Consider the following 20,107-nt stretch of genomic DNA (forward strand, 5'->3'; position numbering starts at 1 on the left):
AATTTGCAGACTATGAAAACAAAAAAAATATTTTACACGGTTCTTATGATCGCATTGCCATTTGTTTGGACTAGTTGTAGTGATCTTTTAGATGTTGAACCAGAAGATCAAATCACAAAAGAGAATTTCTATAAATCAGAATCCGATTTTCAATCGGCTACAGGCCCACTTTACAACAGAGTTTGGTTTGATTTTAATGATAAATTCTATTACGGTTTAGGCGACGGACGTTCAGATAACTTATACGCACCTTATTCTGATTACGTTTATCCATTTACAGATTTATCTGAAACAGGATTAACAGGGCCTTTAGTTTCGGCTTGGGGATCTTTATACAATGTTGTACAACAATCGAATAACGTAATTATCGGAATTTCTGATAGCAAAGTAGACGAAGGTGTTAAAAACAAATATATCGCCGAAGCACGTTTTATGAGAGGAACCGCTTATTGGTATTTAGCTTCTTTATGGGGAGATGTAATTATTTCTACAGACCCAAGAGAATTGGTTAAAAACCCAATCGTAAACAAAAATCCATTAAAAGATGTGTATGAATTTGCTATTCGCGATTTAGAATTTGCAGCAAAATATCTGCCGGAAACCGCAGGACAAGCCGGACGTTTAACAAAATACAGCGCCTTTGGAATGTTGTCTCGTGTTTATCTATCCTATTCGGGAGTAAGCGATAACCCAAACAGCGGAACAAGAAATCAGCAATATTTAGATTTAGCCAAAAAAGCAGCCGAAAAAGTAATCACTTCAGGTCCATATAGTTTAATGCCAAACTACGCTGATTTGTTTATGGTTGATAACAACAACAATACTGAATCTATGTTTGCCTTGCAATGGGTTCCAAACGGAGATTACGGAGTTATTAATACACATCAGGCTTATTTTGCTTTAGGTTCTGATATTACAGGAGACGATGCAGCTTGGGGATATTGGACAAGAGCTTCAAATGATGTTTTAAAAGAATACGAATCAAAAGACCTTCGCCGTAAAGCAACCTGGATGGGTGATGATGATTTCTATCCGGAAATCAATAAATCAAACGGAGGTTATACAGTCGATCACGCAAAAGAGTTCTTAACCGTAAAAAAAGGAGTTGTAGGTTCTACAAAAGACAATTCTAAAATTAGCCGTATGAACTCAGCCTTAAATACTTATATGCTGCGTTTAGGAGAAGTCTATTTAAATTATGCCGAAGCTACTTTAGGAAACAACGCTTCAACAGCAGATGCACTTGTTTTAGATGGCGTAAATAAACTTCGTGTGCGTGCAGGTCTTGATCCAAAAACAACGTTGACTTATGCAGATATCATTCACGAAAGAAGAGTTGAACTTGCTATGGAAGGACAATATTGGTACGATTTAGTGCGACGCGCTTATTACAAACAGCAAGAAGTTATCAACTACGTAACGGCACAAAACCGCGGAACAATTGAGCCAATTCTTTACGATTCGGCAACAAATACATTATCTATAGATCCGGCAAGAAGCAGCAGTCCGCGTTCAATTGGCGTGATCGATGCTACAATTTTCCTTCTGCCTTATCCGGAATCAGAACTGGTTCAGAATCCATTATTGAGAGAAAATCCGGTTCCGTATCAATTTACAGAAGAAAAAATAACAGACTTGTTCTAGTATTTTGAAAAACAACAATCTAAAAAATATTAATATGAAATATATTTTAAATAAAAAGTATTGGGCACCCATCGCACTGCTGGGAATAATGTTCTTTAGTATGCTATTTACTTCTTGTGACAATAACGATTCTGAAGGCGGAACCATCACCATATCAAAAGTTTTTCTGGAAGATGTAAATTCAACCGTTCCGGATAGAGAAGTGACTTTTGCCCGTTTAGGACAAGCTTTGCGTATACAAGGTTCTGGTTTTACAGGCTTAAAAAGAGTATACATCAACGGATATCAAACTTATTTTAATGTAGTTTTTGTATCAGATAATTCAATGCTGATCAATGTTTCTGCCGATACCCCAATTTTAGAAGCAGATCCATCGGTAAGAAACACGATTCGATTTGTAAACGATAATAACGAAACCACATTTTCATTTGAAATTCGTTCAGGAAAACCAGCGATCACAAACATTTCCAACACAATGCCTAATGCAGGAGAAACCATCACCGTTTCGGGTACAGGTTTAACCGAAGTAAGCAAAGTTGTTTTCCCTGGAAATATAGAAGTATCAACAGGAATTACTTCAGATGAAGACGGCGAATTTTTTACCGTTACTGTACCAAATGGCGTTTCAGAAAACGGAGGTTCATTATTTGTTCAAACTTCAAACGGAGGCGTTTATTCTCCGGCTTATTTCAACTTTAAAAAAGGTGTTTTATTAGATTTTGACGGAAGAGGACAACACGGATATTGGGGAACTTCAACCAGTATGATTCAGCCCGAAGATTTAGCATCACTTGCTTTAGGAACAGGAAATGTTTCGCAAGGTAAATATGTACCGCACCGTCCGGAAAGAATTGCTTCTTTTGATGCTGCCAAAAACAGATGTACAGAAGTTTGGACAGCAGGAAACGGAGTCGATAACTGGAGAACACAATTAACGCCATATATTCCGGCAAGCACGCCGCTCGACAAAGTAGCATTACAATTTGATGTATACGTTCCGGATGTTTGGAAAGATTCTGGATTCTTAAAAATATGCATGGTCAATAATTTTAACGGTGGAGAATGGACAGGAGCTGTTTATAATTATGTTCCGTGGATTGTTGACGGAAAATCTGTTGCTTTTCAAACCACAGGATGGACAACGGTTACCATTCCGCTAAATAAATTTTATGCATGGTCTAAAGAACCGTTCACTTTTGAAACAGTTTTAGCATATCGTGAAGCTGCAACGTATCAAAACTTCGGTTTTTTCTTTGAAAATTCTGATGTAAAACTAAAAGACGTTACAGGAACTGCAACTGAAGTAGAATTTGCTTCAAAACCAACTTCAGTAAAAGTGTACACAGACAACTGGAGAATAGTATCCTTAGATACTCCGGTTTACAACGATTTTCCTAACTAAAAAAATACCAAAATGAAATATAAATATATAATACCAGTAATTGCTTCATCCTTAATGCTTCTGGCATCCTGTGATGATAATTTAATGGAATGGGAAAAAGATCCTGAGCATGGTGAGGTTACAGGGGCAGAACTTCCATTAGAATTAGTAGAAAAAATAAGCCGATACGATAACCTTAAAACGTACACAGATTTTGTTTTAGGAAACGGAATTGGTGCCGATTTATACCTAACTGACGCGACGTACCGCAAAATTGTAAACGACAACTTTGATGAGGTTACACCGGGTTATGAAATGAAACACGGCGCAATGGTAAACTCAAAAGGTGAAATTAATTTTACTAAAGTAGATGCCTTTATTGCCGAAACAAAAAAAGCTGGATTAACAGTTTTTGGTCATACTTTGGTTTGGCATTCGAACCAAAATGCAAGTTATTTAAATAGTATAATTGCGCCAACCGTAATTACCGGTTCAAGCGGAACCAATACATTAGATGTTGCCGGTTTAAAAAACGGAACATTTACAAACTGGGCCAGAAATAATCCCGGAAAAGGAATTGCTATTGCAGCAAATGAAGGACTTGCAACAGGTTCGCAAGCGATTAAATTAGAATCAAGCGCGGCATCTTCTGCCCCTTATAATCTGCAATTAACCTCTCCGGATGTATCAATTGTAAGCGGTCATAATTACGAGATTTCTTTCTACATAAAATCAGATGTAACTGGAAAAGGGCGTATTTCTTTCAACGCTTCATTAACCAACCAATATCCGTACAAAGACTGGTTCAGCACCGGCGGATCGTGGACAGAAGCTTTTGCAACAACATCAGCATGGCAGCAGGTTAAAATTAAATTAGCTCCCGGAGATTTTGTTGGGGGAAGCACCAATTTCAAATTCAATATCGATTTAGGATATCTGCCAAATGTGACGTATCTAATTGATGTAAATACAATTGCAGTTGTAGATCTTGATGCCGCAGCAACAGTTACAAATTTGGTTGCCAATGGTAATTTTAATGCAGGCATTAGCGGATGGTCAAAATACAATGGGGCTAATGATGCTTTAAGTGCAGCAGGCGCGTCTGATGCATATGAAGGAACCGGAGCAATGAAAGTGGTAAACGCAACTTCGGATGCAGCAAATCAATGGAAAACACAAATTCATGCTGATTTTACTTCAACCTTTACTTCTGGAAAAGAATATACCATTTCGTATATGATTCGTTCTGAAGCAACTGGTTCTGTAAGATGTTCAACAACAGGAACAACGGCACATTATCAGGGAGATCAGGCAACAACGCCAACTTGGAAATTAGTAGAATGGAAATTTACCGGAAATGGAACCGAAACAGGTTTAAACTTTGATTTAGGCGGAGCAGCCGGAACCTATTACATAGATAATGTTTTAGTAACGGATGGATCATCTGGCGGAGGTCCAACAGCACCAATAACCATTAATAAAACTGATGCCGAAAAAACAAAAATCATTGGCGATGCTATGGCTGACTGGGTTTCTAAAATGATGACACACTACAAAACAAGCGTTTTTGCCTGGGATGTTGTAAATGAACCAATGAAAGAAGACGGAACATTAAGAACAGGAAATGAAGGCGATACCGCAGCAGATTTTTTCTCTTGGATAAAATACCTAGGAAAAGATTACGCTGTAACCGCATTCAAACTTGCACGTCAATACGGGAATTCAACTGACAAACTTTTCATCAACGATTATAACTTAGAATCAAGATTAGACAAATGCGACGGCTTAATTCAATATGTGGAATATATTGAAAGCCAAGGCGGAAAAGTTGACGGAATTGGCACGCAGATGCACATAGGTCTAAATACTGATAAAGATAAAATTGCCCAAATGTTCCAAAAACTGGCAGCGACAGGAAAATTGATTAAAATTTCTGAGCTTGATGTGAGATTAGGAACAAATGCTCCAACAGTTGCGCAGCAGGCATCACAGGCAGAAATGTATCAATATGTGGTAGATATGTATAAAAAATACATTCCGGCAGCGCAGCAATATGGTATTACAGTTTGGGGAGTTTCTGATAACTCAAAAGAACATGAATTTTGGCTTCCGGACGAAGCACCAAATCTTTGGGATGCAAATTACGTTCGTAAACACGCCTATAAAGGAACTGCTGATGGTCTTGCAGGAAAAGATGTAAGTAAAGACTTTTCAGGAGAGTTGGTTAAGTAAGTTAAGTGTAGTCTTAATCCATAATATGAATCTGAAAGGATTTGTATTATGGATTATTTGTTTTTAATTTAAAAAGAATCAGAATGTTTACGTTCCTAAAAAATACAATTGTTATACTGTTTTTTGCTTTTTTACAATTCGGATATTCCCAGGAAAAAATACCGCATCTTCAAAAAAAAGGAAATAAAACACAGCTCATTGTCAACAACAAACCTTTCATTATTCGCGGTGGAGAATTAGGAAATTCTTCGGCAACAACTATGGAGAGTATGGAACCCATTTGGGAAAAGTTAACTGACATGAACCTCAACACAATTTTAACTCCAATTTATTGGGAATTAATAGAAAAGGAGGAAGGCAAATTTGATTTTTCGTTAGTTGATGAATTGATTTTAAGAGCCCGAAAAGAAAATCTAAAACTCGTTTTTCTTTGGTTTGGATCGTGGAAAAACAGCATGTCAAGTCACGCACCGGAATGGGTAAAACTGAATCAGAAAAAATATCCGAGAATAAAAGACGACAAAAATAAAAGCCATGAAATTCTAACGCCTTTTAGCGAAGAAAACCTTCAAGTCGATTTAAAAGCGTTTCAGAAACTAATGTCTCATATTAAAGATTTTGACCAAAAAGAACAAACCGTAATTATGGTTCAGGTTGAAAACGAAATCGGAATGCTGCCAACGGCACGCGATTATCATCCGTTAGCAAATGAAGCTTTCAAAAAAGAAGTTCCAAAAGAATTCATTCAATATTTACAGAAAAACAAAGAAAAACTAGTTCCGGAATTCTCAGCAGTCTGGCAGAAAAACGGATTTAAAACAACTGGAAACTGGGAAGAAATTTTCGGAAAAAGTCTCCAAACCGATGAAATTTTTATGGCATGGTATTTCTCAAAATTCACCAATACAATCGCCAAAGCCGGAAAAGACGCTTACCCAATCCCAATGTTTGTAAACGCAGCCTTAAACGCACCGGAAAAGAAACCGGGAGAATATCCAAGTGCAGGACCCTTGCCGCATGTAATGGATGTTTGGAAAGCAGCCGGAAATGCCATAGACTTTCTTTCACCGGACTTTTATAATCCGTCATTCAAACAATGGAATGATTTGTTTACCCGACAAGGCGATCCGTTATTTATCCCCGAACATCGTTTTGATGAAACTGCCCATTTTAAAGGTTTATACGCAATTGGACATTATGAAGCCATTGGTTTTTCGCCTTTCTCCATAGAATCTGTGATCGATGCCAAAAAAGAACCACTAGGCAAAATTTACGATTTAGTAAAGCAGTTAACGCCAGTTATTGAAGCCAATAAAGGACAAGGAAAAATTGATGGAGTTTTATTAGACAAGGAAAATAATACACAAATCATCAATTTAGGAAATTACGAATTCACCTTTAAACACGATTACACTTTAAATTGGTCGGACGGAGCAAAAGCAGAAACCTGGCCAACAGCAAGCGCCATAATTATAGAAATCACACCCGATGAATTTTACATCGCAGGTTCTGGAATTGTCGTGACTTTTAAACCTTTAAATAATAAAAACAATAACGCCGGAATATTAAAAACAGATCAGGGAAAATTTGAAAACGAAAAATGGAGAACCATCAGACATTTCAACGGAGATCAAACTCATCAAGGAAGACATCTAAGAATTTCAGTAGGCGATTATGAAATTCAAAAAATAAAACTATACATTTATGAGTAGTTTTATTTCTGTTTTTTTGCCACTAATTTCACGAATTTTCACGAATTATTTTTTTTAAGATTAAAAAATCTGCCTAATCTGCTAAATCTGCGTGAAAAATTTTTAGCCACAGATTAACACAGATTAAAATGATTTAAAATAATTAGTGTTTTCCGTGAGCAGAAATAAAAATTCGTGAAAATTCGTGAAATTGCTTCGCCTGTCCGCTATTGCTCGGGTCGTGGCAAAAAAAAAATCAGCGTTAACCAGTATAATCCGTGTCATCAGTGGGCAAAAAATAAACAAAACCAAATGAAAAAAATAATACTAGCAATACTTATAGTTTTCAATGCCAATGCTCAAATAAAATTACCAAGACTAATAAGCGACGGAATGATTTTACAGCGCGATACAAAAGTCAATATCTGGGGCTGGGCATCACCAAAAGAAAAAATCCAACTCGATTTCAACCACAAAACATACAAAACCATTACAGCCGAAGACGGAAAATGGCTAATTCAGCTTCCATCACAAAAAGCAGGCGGACCATACGAAATGACCTTAAAAGCATCCAACACAATCACCCTGAAAAATATATTTTTTGGTGACGTTTGGGTTTGTTCCGGTCAATCAAATATGCAGCTGTCGATGGAACGGCTTAAATACAAATATCAGGATTATATCGCTAAAGCGGAGAATCCAAATATCAGACAATTTCTAGTTCCCAATCAATATTTTTTTGAAAGAGAAAATACCGATTTTGCTTCTGGAGAATGGATCGCAGCAAACCCAAACAGCGTTTTGAAATTCTCTGGAGTTGCCTATTTTTTCGCTTTAGAAATCTATGAAAAATACCAAATCCCAATTGGAATAATCAATTCCTCTTTAGGCGGCTCTCCCGCAGAAGCATGGATCAGCGAAGAAAGCATCAAAAAATTTCCGGATTATTATCAGGAGTATTTAAAGTTTAAAGATGGAAGCCTCGAAAAACAAATCGACGAAAACGACGATAAAGTAAGTTCAGAATGGGATAAATTATTAGACGAAACAGATCCCGGACTAAAAAATAAATGGGCAGCTGAAATCGATAATTCCGATTGGAAAACGATGAAAGTTCCCGGTTATTGGGCAGACGGTGAACTCGGAAATGTAAACGGTTCAGTTTGGTTTAAAAAAGAATTTGCTTTAGAAAAAATAAAAGAAAATCAGGCAAAAATTATTTTAGGAAGAATCGTTGATGCCGATTCGGTTTTTGTAAACGGACATTTTGTTGGCACAACTTCCTATCAATATCCACCGAGAATTTACTCTTTTGATGCCAATATTTTAAAAGAAGGAAAAAACGAAATTACCGTTCGGGTTATCAGTAATTCGGGTAAAGGAGGTTTTGTATTGGATAAACCGTATGAATTAATTAATGGCGATCAAACTATTGATTTAAAAGGAATCTGGAAATACAAATTAGGTGCAAAAATGTTACCGCTTCCAGCACAAACTTTCGTCAGATTAAAACCAGTCGGACTTTATAATGCGATGATTGCGCCTCTTAAAAATTATGCTATAAAAGGCGTGCTTTGGTATCAAGGCGAATCGAGCACCAAAAAACCAGCAGAATATCTTCCTTTAATGGAAACCTTAATTGCGAACTGGCGCACGCAATGGAAACAGGAAAAATTACCTTTTATATTTGTTCAGCTGGCCAATTATATGGAAACAAAATCAGAGCCAGTAGAAAGTAATTGGGCGGCTTTAAGGCAGCAGCAATTGAATACACTAAAAATTCCAAATACAGGAATGGCTGTAATAATCGATGTAGGCGAGTGGAACGATATTCACCCTTTAAACAAATACGATGTCGGGAAAAGATTGTCGCTTCAGGCAAGAAAATTGGTTTATGGCGAAAAGAATTTAGTCGCTTCGGGACCGATTTTTAAATCAATAAAAAAAGAAGGAAACAAGCTAATTCTAAGTTTTTCAGATATTGGAACCGGATTGCAAATCAAAACCGGAAATGAATTAAAAGAATTCGCAATTGCCGGAAATGATGGAAAATTCGTTTGGGCAAAAGCCGTTATCGATGGCGATAAAGTTATCGTGAGTAATGATTCGGTCGCAGATCCTGTAAAGGTTAGATATGCCTGGGCAGATAATCCGGCAGAAGCCAATTTATACAATAAAGAAAATTTACCCGCTTCGCCTTTTGAAGCAGATATTAAATAATTTTTTACATCTAATTTTATTCAATTGCCTCCAGCTTTAGCTGGAGGCAAATAATTTACACCCATTTTTTACTGTAGAGACGCACAGTAGTGCGTCTAACGCAACGTAACCCCAACGTATATAACTTTGCGCATAAGACGCACTGCTGGGCGTCTCTACGGATATAATTTGTGTTAATACTATTGTATTTTTATTACAATTTTAAATCATAACGTTCTTCGCTAAAAACTTTCCCCCATTCCTGTACTTCTTTAGACCATGTAAGTTCAAACCCCGCTATTTTGTACATTTCCAGCGCTTTGTCCTGCATGCTTGTAGTAAGCAGAAACACGTTTTTAAATTTCTTCTCACGACAAAAATCAACTGCATCAGTTAAAAGTTTTTTGCCAATTCCAAGCCCTCTAAATGACGGATCAAGTAAAAACCACCTCAACTGCGCTTCTTCCACCAATTGATGCTGAATCGCAATACAGCCCACAATTTTATTGTTATATTCAGCCATCCAGATTCGGTCATATTCTGGAGAATAATTTTCTAAGAAATTGTAAAAAGTCTTAATCACATATTTCTCAAACTCGTTCGAAAAATTAGATTCATTGCCATAAATAAATCCGTGTAAATAAATGATGTAACCAATATCTCCCGGATTAATTTCATGACGATAGGTGATGTCACTTCGAACGGGTTTGCTTTCAGACAACAGATTTTTTACAGTATGCATTGAGTTTATTAAATTTTCTTTTTCAAAGAAACTCAGCTTTTCGATTTTATGGTTTATTTGTTCATCTACTTTGTTGTTTAAAGAATGCAGTAATTCTTTCCCTAAATCAGTAAGTTCAATATTAAAAGCACGTTTATCATCGGGTGAAGAAACCTTTGCAATTATATTTTCTTTTAAAAAACGTTTTAAAATTCTGCTTACATATCCTTTATCCAGATTTAAAATTTCGGTGATTTTTTGTGCTGTAATAGTTTTGCTTTCGCTGATTTCGTAAAGGATTCGAACTTCGGTCAACGAATAATCACTATCCAGATAATGCTGGCTTAAAATGTCTAAATGTGAAGTGTAAAAACGATTAAAACTTCTAATTTTTGAAGTTGTAGCATTCATAATTTGAAATATTGTATTGTTGAATACAAATATATAAAACAGTTGCTTTTGTCAACTAATTATTTTTTTCAAATAATAAAAATTAAAATCCTCCAAAGTCTTATTTTTATAAGATAAATAAATCCTTCTCTTTTTAAATTTACAAATCATGATAAAGCCAATCGATTTTATAGGAAACTTTGATTTTTACTTTCCAGATTATACAGCTACTGAACCTTGGAATATTGTCAACGAACTGGACAAAATACTTTTAGAAAAATTAAAACTTCTTTCAGCTGATTATAGAATAGAAGGGACAACTGCGATACACAAAACAGCCGTAATTGAAGAAGGCGTAACCTTAAAAGGAACAATCATCATTTCAGAAAATTGTTATGTTGGTGCGCACGCTTATCTACGTGGGCCAATATTGTTTGGGAAATCTGTAAAAATTGGTCCAGGTTCAGAAATAAAACAATCGTTTATTTCGGATAATTCGGCTGTAGCACATTTCAATTATATAGGAAACAGCCTGATTGGGCAAAATATTAATTTTGAAGCAGGTTCAATTTGTGCCAATCATTACAACGAAAGAAAAAACAAAAACATTTCGGTTAAATACAAAGAAAAGATTATCAATACCCATTCAGATAAATTCGGGTCATTGTTGGGAGATAATTCTAAAGTTGGTGCAAATGCCGTTTTATCGCCGGGGACAATTTTGGATAAAAATATGGTTGTAAAAAGATTACAGTTGATTGAGCAATTAGTCGAGGAATAACTTTGTGTAGACGCACTGCTGTGCGTCTCTACAGATATGCTTTGTGTTGATATTGTTGCCATTTTTATACCCGTTTTATTCTGTAGAGACGCACAGCAGTGCGTCTACGCAACGTAACCCCAACGAATATCGACAGCAAAAAAACTATTTATTCATAGCAATATACTCTGAAGGCGTCATCGTAAAATGCTTTTGAAAATTACGACCAAAACTCGTCTGCGATTTATACCCCACCATTTCAGCAATCTCATACATTTTATAATTCTCATTCAAAAGTAATTCAGCAGCACGTTTTAAACGGACGATATTAATCAACTCATTCGGACTCAAATTCGAAATATCTTTAATTTTTCGGTATAAAGTCGAACGGCTCATATTCATGATTTCTGCCAAAGATTCAACACTTAAATCAGAATCCGTGATGTTTTTTAGGATTTCCTCGTCGAGTTTTTTCAGGAACTTTTCGTCGGTTTTGTTGTGCGCAATACTTTTAATGTGCGAAAGCGGAGAACTCGCATAATAATTCATAATCTGCTTTCTGTTTTCGATTAGATTATTCACCTGAACTTTTAAATAATCCATTGAAAAAGGTTTTGCGATATACGCATCGGCACCCACTTCAAGACCGTCAATTTGCGATTTCAGCGAGTTTTTAGCAGTAAGCAAAATTACCGGAATATGACTCGTTTCTAAATTGGTTTTAATCTCTTTACACAACGTAATTCCGTCCATAATTGGCATCGAAACATCACTTATTACCAACTGAATATTCTCGTTATGAATTATTTTTAAAGCATTTTCTCCATTATCAGCTTTTAAAATCGTGTAAAATGGAGCTAATTCTGCCGTAATAAAATTCAATAAATCTTCATTGTCTTCAACAACTAATAGCTGTGTTTTTTCGTGTTTATTTTCGATTTCTACAGTTTCTGATTCCGTCTCTGTTTCATCTTTTTCCGTTTCATTATAAAACATAAATTCTTCTTCCTGACGAAGCGGAACCACAAGTTCAAAAATATTCACTTTTGAATCCGGAATTACCTGCAGGTTTCCATTATGCAACTGTGTTAGCGAATGCGCCAGCGAAAGCCCAATTCCCGTTCCCGAAGTCGTATCCATATTATCAACCCTGAAAAACGGTTCGAAAATTTTATCTTTTAAATGAAACGGAATCAGATTTCCGTCATTTTTTACAATTAAAGTCAACTTCTTTTCATCTCTAAAAAGCGTAATCGAAGCTTTATCTGTAGAATATTTAATAGCATTGCTCATCAAATTACTCAGGATTTTTTTGAAAGCCTCTTTATCTACAAAAGCAAAAATATCTTTATCTCCCAGTTCCAGTTCAAATTCAATTCCTCTTTCTTCGATTAATTGACTAAATCTCAAATGTAAATTCCGAACCATCGACGAAATATTCGCTTCCACGAAAGTAAGTTTCAAACCGCCAATTTCTGATTTTCTAAAATCCAGTAATTCGTTTACCAGTTTTAATAAACGAGAAGTATTTTTTTTCATTATCGAAAGATTCTGAGGCACTTCCGGCAAAATGTGATCCATAACCAAAAGTTTTTCCAAAGGCCCTTTTATCAACGTCAAAGGCGTTCTGATTTCGTGCGCTACATTCGTAAAAAAGTCAATTTTGGCCTGATAGATTTCTTTTTCTTTTTCGTCGTTTAAATGTTTTATTTTTCGATTGTGTTTAATCTGAGTCAGATTTTGCGAATAACGAATGATGTAATAAAACGAACCGCATATCAGCAGAAAATAGAAAAAATACGCATAAGAACTCGCCCAAAACGGCGGCAGAATCCTGATTTTCAATTCCACTTCTTTACTCCAAACACCAAAGCTATTCAGTGATTTTACTTTAAAAACATAATCGCCAGGCGCCAATTCCGTAAAGAAAACTTTATTGTTACGTTCCAGATAAACCCAGTCATTATTCACGTTTTCAAGCTTATACCAGTATTCTGTAAGTTCTGGTGCAGTATAATTTAACGAAGCAAATTCAAGATTAAATGATGACTGGCTGTTGTTAAGTTCCAGTTCGTCAATATGCGCAATAGATTGTTTTATAGGCGAATCATTTTCATTGGCATCAATATCTTTATTATTGATTTGCAGATTGGTAATAAAAGTCGAAGGCGTATATTTATTTTTGGTAAAATTCTTCGGGTTGAAACTGATCATTCCGTTTAAATTTCCAAAATACATATCGCCGTTTGTATCCTTAAAAGCAGATGCATAATTAAACTGGTCGCTCAATAAACCATTTGCGGTGGTGTAAATTTTAATGCTTTTATGATCCGGGCCAAATTTCACCAAACCTTTAGAAGTCGTCAACCATAAATTTTTAGCTTCATCTTCTAAAATCGAATAAACAACATTACTCGGGAATCCGTTTTTAGTTGTAAATTTTTTAAAAGTCCTTGTTTTTTTATCAAATAAATCCAGTCCGTTTTCGGTAGCAAACCATAAATTTTTAAAACTGTCTTCAAAAATATAATTGATCGAATTATTACTGATTCCGTTTGGGTTTTTGTAATCATAAATAAAAACCTCTTTCTTTTTGGTTTTCGGATTGTAATAAAACAAACCATCACGATAACTTCCTGCCCAGAGATTTCCGTCGCTATCTTCTTTATAAGTCGTATAATGCGTCGTTTCGGGAAAAGTTTTTAAGGTTTCAAAATTGTCATTTTTTTCATTGTATAAATAAAGTCCCATTGTAGTAATCACAATCAATTCGTCTTTTTTGGTTTCATAAAAAGAAAAAATGAAATTACTGCGCAATCCAGAAGCCGGATTATTGGCGCTATAGTGTCGCACAACGTTACCCGAATTTCGGTCTAAAACATCCAGACCATGCTCAAAAGTTCCTACCCAAATTTTGTCTTTTCTGGGCATTAAAGCATGAATGTTATAATAGGAAACACTGCTTTTGTTTCCATTTGGTAAATACGATGTAAACTGCTGTGTTTTTGGATTAAATCGGTTTAAACCGGCATCTTCGGTACCAATCCACAAATCACCTTTATCATCTTTATGAATTTCCCTAACGGCGCTTCCGCTGATAGAATTTTGTCCTTTCTGCGGAAAATATTTCTTGAACTGTGTGTATTGTTTTTGATGGTAATTAATACCGCCAAAATACGTTCCAACCCAAATTCCATTTTCCTTATCAATAGTTATTGAATACGCCGCATTGTCTGAAATCGCATACGGATCATTGTAATTTTTTTTAAGATTAATGCTGGACTTTGTTTTCAGGTTGTAAACATAAACTCCAGATTCGCTGGCAATCCAAAGTTCATCATTTCCTCTCTTTTTAAACTGACGGACATACACCGGTTTTTTTGTCGAAAATTCTAAACTAGAAGTTGTTTTATTGTGAATATTATAAAGCAAAACTCCGTCGTCCTGCGTACCAATGACAATATTATTTTTATCTAAAGCATAAATAATGGTAATTCTAAAATTAGAAGAACTTGCAGGGGGCGTAATCGGAATATTTTCAAAAGAAAGATTCTCTTCAGAATAACGATAAATTTTATTCAATGAAGATGCCCAGATTTGACCATTTGCATCTCTGGAAATCGAAGTGGCAATAAAATATTTATTCGGATTAAAAGTTTTGGTTTCCTTTTTTGTTGTCGAATATTTATAGAGAATATTTCCAGAGATAAACCAGATATTTCCGTTTTTGTCATGATTAATATCGTTGATACGGTCGTTAATCGCTTCGTTTAAAACCGTAAACTGATCTGTTTTTTTATCGTATTGATACAAACCTTTATCAGTTCCTACCCAAATTACACCTTTATATTCATGTAAAGACTGGATATAATTACTTCCTAAACTATGAATTGGGTCGGCATTGCTTCTGTAAGTCTTAAAACGATAACCGTCAAATCGGTTTAAACCGTCTTTTGTTCCAAACCACATAAAGCCGTCCTCATCCTGTAAAGAAGTCAAAACAGTGTTGTTAGAAAGTCCTTCTTCAACCTGAAAATGTTTGAAATAATATTCCTGTGCCTGAATAAAATTTATCGAAAAAAGCGAAAAAAATAATAAAAGAAAGAATTTACGCATAGTTGTGTTTTTTAGGATAAAACAAGGACTTATTCAAATCGTGTCAATATTCAACAAAATGTTGCAAGCCGCTATATTTCTGATCTTTTTTATACAATTTGAATCATTTGAGATAGAAATTGACACAAATGAATCATTTTATTTTGAATTAAAATCATCTACTTTGAATTTTCAAACAAATCATATTGATAATTTTTAGGCTAAAAAAATACAGCATCAATAAAATTAAGTTTGAAAAAATACACCATTAATAATTTTGAATTAAAATGAACACATTATTATTACTGAGCAATATTAATTATTTTTTTGCTCGCATCAGAGATGATTAGAATTTTTAAAAAACAATTGTAAAACCAACCAAGAAATGAAAACTATCTAAATGACAAATCAATGAAAACAAAGATCACTCAAATTTTAAAGCAGAGATATTACCTCTTGTTTTTCTTTAGTTTATTATTACAACAAACGTATGCACAACAGCAAATAACCATAACGGGAAAAGTAGTTTCTGCAACAGGAGAATCAATTCCGTTTGCTAACGTTGTCATAAAAAACACAAAAAATGGCGCAGTTACCGATTTTGACGGTACATATAAAATAGCTGCCGCGGGAAACCAAACACTGGTTTTTAGTTCACAAGGCTATAAAACAACAGAAATTGAAATCAACAACAAAACGTCTATCAATGTTACTTTACAAGAAGACGCAATGAAATTGGATGAAATTGTAGTTGTAGGTTACGGTTCACAGCAGAAAAAAGATCTTACAGGTGCTGTTTCGCTTGTAAAAGCTACAGAAATCCAAAAAAGACAGGTAACTACTGTTGCTGACGGATTACAAGGTTTAGTTACCGGAGTTAAGGTTCGCGGCGGTGGACGTCCGGGACAGGAAGCCAGTGTAGAGATTCGTGGTCTTAAAAATCTTCAAAATACAAATCCATTATATGTAATTGATGGATTAGTTACTTCAGCAAACAGAGATTTTAACCCAAATGATATTGAAAGCATTCAGGTTTTAAAAGATGCATCTGCAGCAGCAATCTATGGTTCGAGAGCAGCAAATGGTGTAATTATTATTACCACAAAAAAGGGTAAAAAAGGGCCGCTTCAAATTGATGTTTCGGCAAAAAGCAGTTTTACAACTATTCCACGCTATGATTTGGCGGGAACTGAAGAGTTTGCCAGATTAAATAATATGGCTTATGATAATGCCGGAATGACAAGACAAAACCTGAATATGGCAGTTAATACAGACTGGCAGGATGCAGTTTTTAGAACAGGAATGATGCAGGATTATAATGCCAGCGTTTCTGGCGGGAATGAAAACTCAACCTTCTTTATGTCTGGGAATTATTTTGGAAATGAAGGAGCAGTAATCGGAACTGATTTTGACAGAATTTCATTCCGTGTAAATTCAAGCGGAACAAAAGGAATTTTTAGTATTGGAGAAAACTTAGCAATCAGTAATTCTAAAACAGATGAAATGTCTGGAAATCCAATTATTGATGTGTACAGAATGACACCAACAATTCCGCTTTACGATGCATCTAATCCTGGAGGATATGGTTACGGTAAACAAGGTGTTGCAGATACTTTTGGAACAAACCCTCTTGCAATTGCTGATTTTGCCAATACAATCAACGAAAATTTCAGAATTAGAGGTAACATCTGGTCTGAATTAAAATTTGCTCCATGGTTGAAATATCGTTTCAATTTTGGATATGAAACTAGTTTTGATTCTTATAAATTCATGAGAAAAGTAGGGAACTGGACCTTAAATCAACCGATAGATCCATCTCAGACAGATCAAAATAAAGGAAGATCACAAACAACATTGTTCGAAAATACTTTGACTTTCAAAAAAGAATTCGGGAAACATGATATAACGGTTCTAGTTGGCCAGACTTTTCAAAAAGATAAATACGATCAAATTTATGGTACAAAAAGAAACCTGCCAATAAACTCCGGAACTGGACAATATTATGAGGTTTTAAACCAAGGAGATTCTCCGGTAGTTGGTGGTTTTATTAATGAAGCAGCTCTTGCATCTTATCTTGGAAGAATTGAATACAATTATGATAACCGTTATTTATTAAATGCTGTTTTAAGACGCGACGGATCATCAAGATTTAGTGATGCAAACAAATGGGGGAATTTCCCTTCTGTTTCAGCAGGATGGAGAATAAGCAACGAATCATTTTTTAAATCAGAGTTCATTAAAGATTTAAAATTAAGAGCGAGTTATGGAGAATTAGGTTCTGGAAATATTAAAGAGTACGAATACAAAAGCTTCGTTAATAATTTCGGACAGATTGTGTTAGGAAACGATCAGAATTTATATCCTTCTGCAACTCAGGTAAAATTGTCAAATTCAGAACTGCGCTGGGAAAAATTAAAACAAACCAACATAGGATTAGATCTTGGTGTTTTAAATAATGATTTACGTCTTACAGCAGATTATTTTATCGCTCGTACAGAAGATGTATTATTTGGTTTCCCAATTTTATTAACTACAGGAAATGACGGCGGAAACCCAATTTCTAATGCTGCAACTGTTGAAAATAAAGGTTTTGAATTAGAATTAGCTTACAGCAAAAAAATCAATGAATTCTCGTTTAATGCTTCTATCAACTTTACAAAAGTTAACAACAAACTAGTTTCATTAGGTAACGGTCAAAATGAAAATATTTCTGGAAACACAATCACAAGAGCTGGTATGCCGGTAGGAATGTGGTATGTTTTACAAACTGATGGATTGTTTCAAAATCAGCAGGAAATTGATAACTACAAAAATGCTAATGGACAAGTAATTATGCCAAATGCTGTTCCTGGAGATATTCGTTTTAAAGATGTTAATGGTGACGGACAAATTACAAGTACAGATAAATCTATTGTGGGAAGCCCATGGCCAGAATTCGAAATGGGGTTAAATGCAGGAGCAGAGTATAAAGGTTTTGATTTTTCTATGAACTGGATCGCTTCTCACGGAGCAACTGTTTATAACGGATTTAGAAGTGTTGTAGACAGATTTGATGACAATAGTAATTACAGAGCTGGAATTCAGCCTTGGACACCTGAAAATCCAAATACTGATTTTCCTAGAATCACAAAAGGTTCAACTTTAAATTCAAGAGGAGACAGTGACCGTTTCTTAGAAAATGGAGATTTTATCAGACTTAAGTACATTGGATTTGGTTATAACCTGCCTCAAAGTGTCTTGAAAAATTCAGGTATTTCGAGAGCAAGATTAACATTATCGGCACAAAATATTATTACAATTACTAAATATAAAGGTTTAGATCCTGAATTTACAAACAGTAATATTTTTGAAAGAGGCGTTGATAATGGTGCTTTCCCAAATCTTCAAACTTATTCTTTTGGTGTTGATTTTAGCTTTTAATTTAAAAAAATAGCATAATGAAAAAAATAATAATAATAACCGCAGCTTTTCTGGGTCTTGTTTTTACAGCTTGTGAAAGTGAATTAGACCTGAACAGCCCTAATGATATTACAGTAGACCAATATTGGAAAACTGAAAGTGATGCTCAAGCTGGTGTAAACTCAATTTACGCTATGTTTTACAAAGACGGTCTTTGGGCAAGATGGATGTATTTTCGTTTAGATTTGACTTCTGATGAAGGGTATAGTGTAAGCCCGTGGACAGAATTAGCAGACTGGACGCGATTCAATTATATAAATTATAATTTTTGGGAAGGAAATGCAGTAACATGGAGAGATACTTATAAAGCCATTTTTAGATGTAATCAGGTTTTAGCAAATGTTCCGAATATCACATTTCAAAATGAAGATGATAAAAAGAAAATCATTGCTCAGGCTAAATTTTTCAGAGCATTACATTATTACTATGCAGCCGTAATCTGGGAAGATATTCCGTTAGTTTTAGATCCATCTACACCAGCAGATTTGCCACAGCAAAAAAAGGTTGATGAAATCTGGGCTCAGATTGAAAAAGATTTGAACGAAGCCTTTGTGGATTTACCAGCGCAATGGCCGTCTGATCAAACCGGAAGACCTGATAAAGGAGCTGCCAAAGCATTTTTGGCAAAATTATACATGCAGCAGCACAAATGGCCAGAAGCCAAAACGGCGCTAGAATATTTGATTACAGGGCCAGGTGCAAGATATGGTCTGGTTACTAATTACAGAGATAATTTTACAGATGTAAACGAAAACAACAGCGAATCTGTTTTTGAAATTCAATTTGGAGATCAAAGAAAAGGAGGAACTGGTGAAGATCCAAACGCTGCAGTTTCCAGCAACCGTGGTCAGTTTTTTGCACCAAGAGGAATTGGATGGTCTGACGGACAAGCGCGTTTATGGCTTGTAAATGCTTTCAAGGCCGAACAAAATAAAGATGGTGATCTTGATATTCGTTTAAGATGGACTTTATACTATCCGGAATTATTAGCTGATTTTGGAGATAAAACCTACGGAAGAAACTGGGAATGGAATAATAATGAAGCTTGGTTTAGAAAAGGAAGCCGTGATTATTACAGAAATAATGAAGATTATTACAGCCAGGTAAATTACAGATTAGTTCGTTATGCTGATATTTTACTGCGCTATGCCGAAGTTTTGAACGAAACAGGAAATACAGCACAAGCTTATCAATATGTTGATTTAGTAAGAGCCCGTGTAAACATGAACACTTTAGCAGTTGCTCATCCTGAAATAGGAAACGATCATGATAAATTCTTAGAGCGTTTAAAAACAGAGAGAGTTTTAGAATTAGCGGGAGAAAGCGTGCGTTGGGAAGACTTAAAACGCTGGGGAGATTTAAATTCTCAGGCTTCTGTTGATAAAATTGCGCTTCGTGATCCGGATTTTAAAAACTTCAAAGTGGGTAAAAATCATAGAATGCCAATTCCACAAAGTGATGTAGATAATAATCCAAATCTGGAACAAAACTCAGGATATTAAAAACTAATTTTTTAAGGGAATCAGATGTATTGG

General features: G+C 35.2%; 10 protein-coding genes. 8 read left to right on the forward strand and 2 right to left on the reverse strand.

Annotated elements, in window-relative coordinates; translation table 11 throughout:
* The first annotated feature begins 12 nt into the window (after positions 1–12).
* The 5 genes from J2Y38_RS23670 (at position 13) to J2Y38_RS23690 (ending at position 9,168) form a co-directional block, all read left to right on the forward strand.
* Positions 13–1,644, forward strand: coding sequence for a RagB/SusD family nutrient uptake outer membrane protein (locus J2Y38_RS23670; protein WP_309847640.1), 1,632 nt, complete (start codon positions 13–15; stop codon positions 1,642–1,644).
* A 34-nt stretch (positions 1,645–1,678) separates the two neighbouring features.
* Positions 1,679–3,046 carry a glycan-binding surface protein gene (locus tag J2Y38_RS23675; RefSeq protein ID WP_309847643.1) on the forward strand — a complete coding sequence of 456 codons (1,368 nt, stop codon included), beginning with the start codon at positions 1,679–1,681 and terminating at the stop codon, positions 3,044–3,046.
* Positions 3,047–3,058: 12 nt separating this feature from the next.
* On the forward strand, positions 3,059–5,257 hold the full coding sequence (locus tag J2Y38_RS23680; RefSeq protein ID WP_309847645.1) for an endo-1,4-beta-xylanase: 2,199 nt from the start codon (positions 3,059–3,061) through the stop codon (positions 5,255–5,257).
* Positions 5,258–5,340: 83 nt separating this feature from the next.
* Positions 5,341–6,969 (forward strand): DUF5597 domain-containing protein, encoded by a 1,629-nt coding sequence (locus tag J2Y38_RS23685; RefSeq protein ID WP_309847648.1) that lies wholly within the window; start codon positions 5,341–5,343, stop codon positions 6,967–6,969.
* A gap of 291 nt (positions 6,970–7,260) precedes the next feature.
* Positions 7,261–9,168, forward strand: a complete 1,908-nt coding sequence (locus J2Y38_RS23690) for a sialate O-acetylesterase (RefSeq protein ID WP_309847651.1) — start codon at positions 7,261–7,263, stop codon at positions 9,166–9,168.
* Between the two features lie 193 nt (positions 9,169–9,361).
* Here J2Y38_RS23690 and J2Y38_RS23695 read toward each other — a convergent pair whose 3' ends face one another.
* Positions 9,362–10,279, reverse strand: a complete 918-nt coding sequence (locus tag J2Y38_RS23695) for a bifunctional helix-turn-helix transcriptional regulator/GNAT family N-acetyltransferase (protein ID WP_309847653.1) — start codon at positions 10,277–10,279, stop codon at positions 9,362–9,364.
* A 148-nt stretch (positions 10,280–10,427) separates the two neighbouring features.
* On the opposite strand from J2Y38_RS23695, the gene J2Y38_RS23700 reads away from it, so the two are divergent.
* Entirely contained in the window at positions 10,428–11,039 is a 612-nt protein-coding gene (locus J2Y38_RS23700) for an LpxA family transferase (RefSeq protein ID WP_309847656.1), read from the forward strand.
* A gap of 144 nt (positions 11,040–11,183) precedes the next feature.
* On the opposite strand, the gene J2Y38_RS23705 is transcribed toward J2Y38_RS23700, so the two are convergent.
* A complete protein-coding gene (locus J2Y38_RS23705; protein WP_309847659.1) occupies positions 11,184–15,134 on the reverse strand; it encodes a two-component regulator propeller domain-containing protein in 3,951 nt (1,316 codons plus the stop codon).
* Positions 15,135–15,524: 390 nt separating this feature from the next.
* On the opposite strand from J2Y38_RS23705, the gene J2Y38_RS23710 reads away from it, so the two are divergent.
* Both J2Y38_RS23710 and J2Y38_RS23715 read left to right on the forward strand, forming a co-directional pair.
* Positions 15,525–18,533, forward strand: a complete 3,009-nt coding sequence (locus J2Y38_RS23710) for a TonB-dependent receptor (RefSeq protein WP_309847662.1) — start codon at positions 15,525–15,527, stop codon at positions 18,531–18,533.
* 17 nt (positions 18,534–18,550) lie between these two features.
* A complete protein-coding gene (locus tag J2Y38_RS23715; protein ID WP_309847664.1) occupies positions 18,551–20,074 on the forward strand; it encodes a RagB/SusD family nutrient uptake outer membrane protein in 1,524 nt (507 codons plus the stop codon).
* Positions 20,075–20,107 lie beyond the last annotated feature (33 nt).

Source organism: Flavobacterium sp. 2755 (genome assembly GCF_031455715.1).
Lineage (GTDB): Bacteria > Bacteroidota > Bacteroidia > Flavobacteriales > Flavobacteriaceae > Flavobacterium.

Coding starts and splice junctions, on each gene's coding strand:
- J2Y38_RS23670 (WP_309847640.1), top strand. CDS start 13: ATGAAAACAAAAAAAATATTTTACACGGTTCTTATGATCGCATTGCCA.
- J2Y38_RS23675 (WP_309847643.1), top strand. CDS start 1,679: ATGAAATATATTTTAAATAAAAAGTATTGGGCACCCATCGCACTGCTG.
- J2Y38_RS23680 (WP_309847645.1), top strand. CDS start 3,059: ATGAAATATAAATATATAATACCAGTAATTGCTTCATCCTTAATGCTT.
- J2Y38_RS23685 (WP_309847648.1), top strand. CDS start 5,341: ATGTTTACGTTCCTAAAAAATACAATTGTTATACTGTTTTTTGCTTTT.
- J2Y38_RS23690 (WP_309847651.1), top strand. CDS start 7,261: ATGAAAAAAATAATACTAGCAATACTTATAGTTTTCAATGCCAATGCT.
- J2Y38_RS23695 (WP_309847653.1), bottom strand. CDS start 10,279: ATGAATGCTACAACTTCAAAAATTAGAAGTTTTAATCGTTTTTACACT.
- J2Y38_RS23700 (WP_309847656.1), top strand. CDS start 10,428: ATGATAAAGCCAATCGATTTTATAGGAAACTTTGATTTTTACTTTCCA.
- J2Y38_RS23705 (WP_309847659.1), bottom strand. CDS start 15,134: ATGCGTAAATTCTTTCTTTTATTATTTTTTTCGCTTTTTTCGATAAAT.
- J2Y38_RS23710 (WP_309847662.1), top strand. CDS start 15,525: ATGAAAACAAAGATCACTCAAATTTTAAAGCAGAGATATTACCTCTTG.
- J2Y38_RS23715 (WP_309847664.1), top strand. CDS start 18,551: ATGAAAAAAATAATAATAATAACCGCAGCTTTTCTGGGTCTTGTTTTT.